Source organism: Brooklawnia sp. (assembly GCF_032229645.1).
Classification (GTDB): domain Bacteria; phylum Actinomycetota; class Actinomycetes; order Propionibacteriales; family Propionibacteriaceae; genus Brooklawnia.
Genome location: NZ_JAVTWX010000072.1, coordinates 7,868 through 16,239, shown reverse-complemented (window position 1 = coordinate 16,239; position 8,372 = coordinate 7,868). Strand labels below are relative to the sequence as shown.

At 64.0% G+C, this 8,372-nt stretch carries 7 protein-coding genes; all 7 read left to right on the top strand.

Features of this window, described 5'->3' with window-relative positions; genetic code table 11:
• On the top strand, positions 1–689 hold a 689-nt coding region (locus tag AAFP05_RS04980; protein WP_341728748.1), incomplete at its 5' end, for an FMN-binding negative transcriptional regulator.
• 175 nt (positions 690–864) lie between these two features.
• Positions 865–1,428 (top strand): elongation factor P, encoded by a 564-nt coding sequence (gene efp, locus AAFP05_RS04975; protein WP_341728747.1) that lies wholly within the window; start codon positions 865–867, stop codon positions 1,426–1,428.
• Positions 1,428–1,955: a transcription antitermination factor NusB gene (nusB, locus tag AAFP05_RS04970; protein ID WP_341728746.1), complete on the top strand. Its 528-nt coding sequence runs from the start codon at positions 1,428–1,430 to the stop codon at positions 1,953–1,955. Before efp ends, nusB begins: the two co-directional genes overlap by 1 nt.
• The gene (gene carA / locus AAFP05_RS04965; RefSeq protein WP_341728745.1) at positions 1,942–3,078 is read left to right on the top strand and encodes a glutamine-hydrolyzing carbamoyl-phosphate synthase small subunit; all 1,137 of its coding nucleotides are present in this window, start codon (positions 1,942–1,944) and stop codon (positions 3,076–3,078) included. The genes nusB and carA overlap by 14 nt, the downstream gene beginning before the upstream one ends.
• Positions 3,078–6,401 (top strand): carbamoyl-phosphate synthase large subunit, encoded by a 3,324-nt coding sequence (gene carB / locus AAFP05_RS04960; protein ID WP_341728744.1) that lies wholly within the window; start codon positions 3,078–3,080, stop codon positions 6,399–6,401. The genes carA and carB overlap by 1 nt, the downstream gene beginning before the upstream one ends.
• Positions 6,402–6,430: 29 nt before the next feature.
• The gene (locus AAFP05_RS04955; RefSeq protein WP_341728743.1) at positions 6,431–7,522 is read left to right on the top strand and encodes a quinone-dependent dihydroorotate dehydrogenase; all 1,092 of its coding nucleotides are present in this window, start codon (positions 6,431–6,433) and stop codon (positions 7,520–7,522) included.
• Positions 7,519–8,340 carry an orotidine-5'-phosphate decarboxylase gene (gene pyrF / locus AAFP05_RS04950; protein ID WP_341728742.1) on the top strand — a complete coding sequence of 274 codons (822 nt, stop codon included), beginning with the start codon at positions 7,519–7,521 and terminating at the stop codon, positions 8,338–8,340. Before AAFP05_RS04955 ends, pyrF begins: the two co-directional genes overlap by 4 nt.
• The last annotated feature ends 32 nt before the right edge of the window (positions 8,341–8,372 follow it).

Here is an 8,372-nt window from a genome sequence, read left to right as displayed (position 1 = left end):
CGATGTATGTGGCCGAGCAGTTCGCGATGGCCTCGGACGAGGCGCTGCGGCAGGCCGACGCCCGAGGGGTAGGAGATCTGATCACCCACGGCGATCGCGGTCTGGATGTCACGATGCTGCCGTTCGTCCTGCTGGGGGCCGATGATGAGCCGCGCAGGCTGACCACCCACATGGCGCGGACCAATCTGCAATGGCACGATGAGGGACCCGCACTGATGGTCGTGCACGGCCCGGACGCGTACATCAGCCCCGAGGTGATGCCGGTCCACGATGAGCCGTCGCGCCTGCCGACGGTGCCGACCTGGAACTACCTGGTCGTTCACCTGGTGGGACGACTGATCACCCACCACGACGATGACTGGAAGCTGCAATCGCTCTACGACCTGACGGCGCGCCACGAGCCGGCCTGGCGGCTGGAGAACGGCCCGGTCTCCGCGATCGAGCGCATGCTGCCGGCCATCGTCGGTATCGAATTCGTCATCGACGACGTGATCGGTAAGGCAAAACTCAGCCAGAACAAGTCCTCCGATGATCTCAAGGCGATGGCCTCACAGCTGGCCGACAGCGGTCACTCGCCGCAAACCGCAGATGTGATGCGGCGGCTCGCACTGCCTTATATCGCCGCTCGCGAGGAGCGGGTCGCTCAGGCCCGCGAGCTGAACCTGCGTCGCAGACAGGCCGGACGGTGAGGTCTGCAATCGCGGTGAACCTCACGACGATGAAACGGCCGCCCGTGCGCGGTTCGGACCTAATTGCGTGCGAATTGGCGCAGGACGCTAAAATGAACGATTGCGGGTTGACCGCCCATATGTTTGCGCCGGATCCTTCCGGCGGATCCTGAACGCCCTGATCGGAAAGGCAAGTGTGGCTACCACCAACGACATCAAGAACGGCACCGTACTCGATTTGGACGGCCAGCTCTGGCAGGTCTTGTGGTTCCAGCATCACAAGCCCGGCAAGGGCAACACCGTGGTGCGAACCAAGATCAAGAACGTCCTGAACGGCAAGACCGTGGACCGCACCTTCCCGGCGGACACCAAGATCGAGATGGCCCAGGTCGACCGGTCCGACATGCAGTACCTCTACGAAGACGGCACCGGCTATGTGGTCATGGATACCAATACCTATGACCAGATGATTATTCCGGCCGAGACTCTTGGGGACGCCAAGGACTACCTGCTCGAGGGCATGACGATCACCGTCGCGACCCACGAGGGCAACCCGCTTTACATCGACTTGCCGGCCAGCGTCGAGCTTGAGGTCACCTACACCGAGCCCGGGCTGCAAGGCGACCGCTCCACCGGCGGCACCAAGCCGGCCACCTTGGAGACCGGCAAGCAGATCCAGGTGCCGCTGTTCATCACCACCGGTGAAAAGGTGAAGGTCTCCACCGATTCCGGCGAGTACCTCGGCCGCGTCAACGCCTGATGACTCACCCCGCCGACGAGCGGCCGCTCCCGCTGGCGGCCGGGGAACACCCGCCCGTGCCCGGGGCGGTCAAGGTGTCGTCCGTTGACATGGCCGATGCACACCATTCGACACGCACCAAGGCCCGCAAGGCGGCCCTCGACATGCTTTTCGAGGCTGACCTGCTCAACCAGGACCCGTTCGCCTCGCTGGCCAACCGGCTCGACGATCCCGAGGTCACGGTGCGTGAGTTCACCCGCGAGATCGTTCTCGGGGTGCGCGACAATGCCACCCAGATCGATCAGCGCATCGGGTCGTTGACGAGCAGCCAGTGGCCGATCGAGCGGATGCCGCGCATCGATCGGTGCCTGGCACGCATGGCGATCTACGAGCTCGATTTCACCGAGATCGACGTCCGCGCGGCCATCAGCGAAGCGCTCGAGTTGGCCGACGAGCTGTCCACCGACGATTCGGTGGCATTCCTGAACGGTTTGTTGGGCAGGGCGGCACAGACCCGCCCGGGGAGGAAGGCCGATGGTCAGCAATAGTCCTGCCATTCTGGTGCTGGAAGACGGACGCGTTTTCCATGGAGACGCCTTCGGGGCTGTCGGTGAGACGTTCGGCGAGGCGGTCTTCGCTACCGGAATGTCGGGCTATCAGGAGACCCTGACCGACCCGAGCTACTACGGTCAGGTGGTGCTGGCCACCGCCCCCCATATCGGCAACACCGGCTGGAACGACGAGGACGATGAGTCGAACCGCATCTGGGTTGCCGGCTACGTCGTCCGAGATCCATCACCGCGGCCCAGCAACTGGCGCTCCAGCCGGACGCTGGAATCCGAACTGACCGCACAGCAGATCGTCGGTATCAGCGGGATCGATACCCGTGCGCTCACCAGGCACCTGCGCGAGCAGGGGTCGATGCGGGTCGGGATCAGCTCGGTGGAGACCGATGCCGGTGCGCTGTTGGCCAAAGTACTTCAGCAGCCGAGCATGGCGGGTGCGGACCTGGCCGGGGAAGTCACCACTGCCGAGGCCTATGTGGTGCCCGCCCAAGGTGAGAAGCGATTCACCGTCGCGGCGCTCGACCTGGGAATCAAGGCCAATACCCCCCGCGAACTGTCCGAGCGTGGCATCGAGGTGCATGTGCTGCCTGCCTCGACTACTCTTGACCAGCTGATGGAGATCAACCCCGACGGCGTCTTCTTCAGCAACGGTCCCGGTGATCCTGCCACCGCGAATCACGCGGTCGAGCTGGCCCAGCAGGTCATGCGGGCCGGGCTGCCACTATTCGGTATCTGCTTCGGTAACCAGGTTCTCGGCCGGGCCCTGGGATTCGGTACCTATAAGCTGAAATACGGTCACCGCGGCATCAACCAGCCGGTACTGGATCGTGCGGCCAACCGTATCGACATCACCTCGCACAACCATGGTTTTGCTGTCGATGTGCCCCGTAACGAGCAGGTGGAGACCGAGTTCGGCACGGTGCAGGTGAGCCATATCTGCCTGAATGACGATGTCGTCGAAGGCCTCGAAGTATCCCGCAATGGTCATCTCGTCGCCTTCTCGGTGCAATATCACCCTGAGGCCGCTGCGGGCCCGCACGATGCGGAGTATCTCTTCGATCGCTTCGCCGACCTGATGTCGGCCCAACAGAAGGGTGCTCTCTGATGCCCCGGCGCACAGACATCACGTCGATCATGGTGATCGGCTCCGGCCCAATCGTCATCGGCCAGGCCGCTGAATTCGATTACTCCGGTACCCAGGCCTGTCGCGTGCTGCGCGAAGAGGGTTACCGGGTCATCCTGGTCAACTCGAATCCGGCGACGATCATGACCGATCCGGAGTTCGCAGACGCCACCTATCTTGAGCCGATCACGCCCGAATATGTGGAGAAGATCATCGCGGTCGAGCGTCCCGACGCACTATTGGCCACCCTTGGTGGCCAAACGGCGCTGAACACGGCGGTCGCGCTCCACGAGGCCGGTGTGCTGGAGCGCTACGGGGTCGAGTTGATCGGGGCGTCGGTGGCCGCGATCAAGCGCGGCGAGAACCGCGACGAGTTCAAGCACGTCATCGAGAGCCTGCCCACCTTCGCCGGCCGCAAGGCCGAAGTGGCCCGCAGCCGAATCTGCCACACCATGGACGAGATCCGTGCCGCTGCCGAAGAGCTGGGGCTGCCGGTGGTGCTGCGTCCGAGCTACACCATGGGTGGTGTCGGCTCGGGTTTTGCGCACGATGAGGAGGAGCTGGAGAGGCTCGGCCAGATCGGCCTGGATGCCAGCCCGGTGACCGAGGTGCTGATCGAGGAATCGATCCTCGGCTGGAAGGAATTCGAGCTCGAAGTGATGCGCGACCGCGCCGACAACGTCGTGGTCGTCTGCTCGATCGAGAACTTCGACCCGATGGGCGTGCACACCGGCGATTCGATCACCGTCGCCCCCGCGATGACCCTCACCGACCGTGAATACCAGCACATGCGCGACGTCGGTATCGCCATCATCCGGGCGGTCGGAGTCGACACCGGCGGCTGCAATATCCAGTTCGCGATCAATCCCGCAGACGGCCGGATGATCGTCATCGAGATGAACCCGCGGGTCTCCCGAAGCTCCGCGTTGGCATCCAAGGCGACCGGTTTCCCGATCGCCAAGATCGCCGCGAAGGTAGCCGTCGGATACACTCTCGATGAGATCCCCAACGACATCACCACCCAGACCCCGGCGTCCTTCGAACCCACGCTCGACTATGTCGTGGTCAAGGTTCCCCGATTCGCGTTCGAGAAGTTCCCGAACGCCGACGACACGCTCACGACCCATATGAAGTCGGTCGGCGAGGCGATGGCGATCGGACGAAACTTCACCGAGGCGCTCGGCAAGGCGTTGCGCTCTCTCGAAGATCCGAGCGCGCCGTTCGATTTCGGACGTGAACCCGGCGATCTCGGCGAGTTGCTGGGCGCCATGGCTCAGCCGCATGACGGCCGTATTCAGGATGTCTTCCAGGGTCTGCGCGCCGGCGCGACGGTTGAACAGTTGCATGAGGCCACCGGGATCGATCCCTGGTTCCTCGATCAGCTGGAGATCGTCCACCAGGTCGCCGAGCGGATTCGTACCGCCGAAGAACTCAGCGCAGCGCTGCTACGGCTTGCCAAGCGGCACGGGCTGTCCGACCGGCAGATCGCGCGACTGCGGGGTACCAGTCCCGAACTGATCCGCGAGCTGCGGTGGATCCTCGGAGTGCGGCCGGTATACAAGACCGTCGATACCTGCGCTGCAGAGTTCGCGGCCAAGACGCCGTACCACTACTCGAGCTACGACGAAGAGACCGAGCTCGAACCCAGGACCAGGCCCGCGGTGCTGATCTTGGGTAGCGGCCCGAACCGGATCGGTCAGGGCATTGAGTTCGATTATTCCTGCGTGCATGCCGCGATGGTGCTGTCGGCCAACGGCTTCGAATCGATCATGGTCAACTGCAATCCGGAGACGGTCTCGACCGATTACGACACCTCGGACCGGCTCTATTTCGAGCCGCTGACCCTTGAAGACGTTCTAGAGATCTACCACGCCGAGCTCAAGCTTGGCCCGGTGGCGGGCGTCATCGTCCAGCTGGGCGGGCAGACGCCGCTGAAGCTGGCCCGCCAGCTGGAGGAGGCAGGTGTCAAGATCGTCGGCACCAGCCCATCGGCGATCGACCTGGCCGAAGAGCGTGGCGCTTTCGGGCAGGTGCTTGCCGAAGCGAAGCTGCCGTCCCCGAAGCACGGCATGGCATCCAGCTTCGAACAGGCCAGCCAGATCGCTGCCGAGATCGGATACCCGGTGCTGGTGCGCCCCAGCTACGTGCTGGGTGGACGCGGTATGGAGATCGTCTACAACGAAGAGTTGCTGCGCAACTACATCGCGAACTCGACGCTGATCAGCGCCGATACGCCGGTACTGGTGGACCGTTTCCTCGACGATGCCATCGAGATCGACGTGGACGCGCTCTATGACGGTCACGAGCTGTACCTGGGCGGCGTGATGGAGCACATCGAGGAGGCCGGTATCCATTCCGGCGACTCGGCCTGCTCGCTGCCGCCGGCCACTCTCGGCAGTGCGGTCATCGACCGGATCCGCACCTCCACCGAGGCGATCGCCAAGGGCGTCGGTGTTCAGGGTTTGATCAACATCCAGTACGCGCTTGCCGGTGACACGCTCTATGTGCTGGAGGCTAACCCGCGAGCCTCCCGCACCGTGCCGTTCGTTTCCAAGGCCACGGACACTCAGTTGTCGAAGGCCGCGACATTGATCATGCTCGGATCCGCGATCAGTGATCTGCGCGCCGCCGGCATGCTGAGGGCGACCGGTGACGGCGCGGACACCTGGAACGGCATGCCGATCGCCATCAAGGAGGCGATCATGCCGTTCAACCGGTTCCACACCACCGAGGGCGCGACCGTCGATTCGCTGCTGGGACCCGAGATGCGTTCCACCGGCGAGGTGATGGGTCTGAGTTCCAACTTCGGCATGGCCTTCGCCAAGTCCCAGGCCGCGGCCTACGGACGACTGCCGAGGTCGGGCACGGTCTTCGTGTCGGTAGCAAACCGAGACAAGCGCAACGTCATCTTCCCGATCAAGAAGCTCGCGGACATGGGGTTCACCATCCTGGCGACCGAGGGCACCTCGTCCATGCTGTCGCTGCACGGCGTCGAAGCGATGCCGGTGCGCAAGTTCTCCCAGGGCCCCGGCCCTAACGGGGAGCCGACCATCGTCGACCTGATCCGAGAAGGCAAGGTCGATCTGATCTTCAATACGCCCAGTGGCGAGACCCTCGGCGGATCGCCGCGCCGCGATGGCTATGAGATCCGCACGGCCGCTGTGCTGCACGACGTGGCCGCGATCACGACTGTGCAGGGTTTGGAAGCTGCCGTCCAAGGCATCGAAGCCGTCCGCGAGGGCACCATCAGCGTCCGCTCGTTGCAGGATTGGGCTAAGCAGATCAAACAGTCGCGCAAGCGCTGACCACGCAAGACCACCGAAGGGAACTGGCGATGATTTCCAGCGATGAGTTGCTCGTCCGGCTGCTGCTGACCGGTTACCGGAGTCTGGTCCGTCCACTGATGTTCACCCAAGATGCCGAAGAGGTACACCAGCATGTGATCACGCTGCTGAGCGAGCTCCCCGACCCGGTACTCGAGCAGATCCAGAAATACCTGGGGGAGCGCAGCCAACCGATCTCGGTCGCCGGCATCGATTTTCCCGGACGAGTGGGAGTGGCTGCCGGACTCGACAAAGACGGTACGGCCGCCCGCGCGTGGGGCGCGCTGGGCTTCGGCTTTGCCGAGCTGGGCACCGTCACCGCGCACGCACAGCCGGGCAACCGGCAGCCACGGCTCTTCCGGCTGCCGCACAGCAGGGCGATCATCAACCGGATGGGCTTCAACAACTCGGGAGTTGAGGCGCTGGCTGCCAAGCTCGAACAATGGGGTGTGCGGCGCGCCAATAACGCACTGGACTATCCGGTGGGAGTATCGATCGGCAAGACGAAGGTGACCCCGTTGGACCAGGCCACCGATGACTACCTGCATTCGCTGCGCGCCATCGCGCCGTATGCCGACTACATTGCGATCAACGTCTCCAGCCCCAACACGCCGGGCCTGCGTAGCCTGCAGGATCGCGATGCACTCGACGACCTCACTACCGCGCTGGTCGCCACGGCAGCCGAGCTCAATCCACGCAATCCGGTACCGATCTTCGTAAAGTTGGCCCCCGATCTCGCGCCCTATGACCTGGACGGGATCATCGGTGTCTGCGAGGAGGCCGGCATCTCCGGGCTGATCGCGACGAATACCACGACGGCCCGCGAATATCTGCACCCCTCCGAACTGCATCTGGCCAATCAAGCGGGTGGTCTGTCGGGGGCTCCGCTTACTCGCAAGGCGCTGCGCACGGTCGAATCCATCGCCTCGCAGACCGACCTGCCAATCATGGGTGTTGGCGGCATCATGACTCCCACCGATGCGCAGTCGTTCTTCGACGCGGGCGCCTCGTTGGTGCAGGTGTACACCGGATTCATCTTCAACGCGGTGGCGCTGGTCCGCGGGATCAATACGCTGACCTATCCCGACCGGGCCCGCCGATGACCGCCGCATACCGGACGAGGCTGGCCGAGCTCACCGCTGCACGCGGGAATCTCTGCGTCGGCGTCGACCCGCACGAGCCGCTGGTGCGTGCGTGGGGGTTTGACTACGACCTCGAAGGGCTGGAGCGGGTCTCCCGAGGGCTGATCGAAGCGGTCGGCGATCAGGTGGCTGTCTTCAAGCCGCAGGCAGCATTCTTCGAATGCTTCGGCGCTGCCGGCATGCAGGTGTTGGCCCGCGTGCTCGCAGATATCGCGCGAGCCGGTGCATTGTCGATCCTGGACGTCAAGCGTGGCGACATCGGCTCGACCATGGGCGCCTATGCCCGGGCCTATCTGTCGGGAGACACCGATCTGAGCGCCGATGCGATCACGGTCAGCCCGTTCCTGGGATTCGGTTCGCTGGCTCCGGCCGTCGAGTTGGCGCATCAGACCGGACGCGGGCTGTACGTGCTTTGCCGCACCAGTAACCCCGAAGGCGGCGACGTACAGCAAGCGGTGCGCGGGGGCCGCAGCGTGGCCCAGCAGATCGCCGATGCCGCACGGGCAGCCAATGCGGCATCCGGGCAGGACGCCGTCGGGCTGGTGATCGGTGGCACTCTCAGGCAACTCGAGCTCGATCTTCACGGCTTTTCCGGGTCGATTCTTGTTCCCGGTATTGGCGCTCAGGGGGGTACGATGGAAGCTCTGGAGTCACTATTCGGCGTAGCCGCAGCCCATGTGCTGCCCAGCGCGTCCCGGGAAGTGATGAAGGCCGGCCCGCAGCCCGAAGCTCTCAGGTCGGTGATTGATCGGTTGAGCGGCTATCCACGAACCCACTAAATATTCTATATTGTCTGAGTATGCCGAAAGGG

Coding starts and splice junctions, on each gene's coding strand:
- nusB (WP_341728746.1), top strand. CDS start 1,428: ATGACTCACCCCGCCGACGAGCGGCCGCTCCCGCTGGCGGCCGGGGAA.
- carA (WP_341728745.1), top strand. CDS start 1,942: ATGGTCAGCAATAGTCCTGCCATTCTGGTGCTGGAAGACGGACGCGTT.
- carB (WP_341728744.1), top strand. CDS start 3,078: ATGCCCCGGCGCACAGACATCACGTCGATCATGGTGATCGGCTCCGGC.
- AAFP05_RS04955 (WP_341728743.1), top strand. CDS start 6,431: ATGATTTCCAGCGATGAGTTGCTCGTCCGGCTGCTGCTGACCGGTTAC.
- pyrF (WP_341728742.1), top strand. CDS start 7,519: ATGACCGCCGCATACCGGACGAGGCTGGCCGAGCTCACCGCTGCACGC.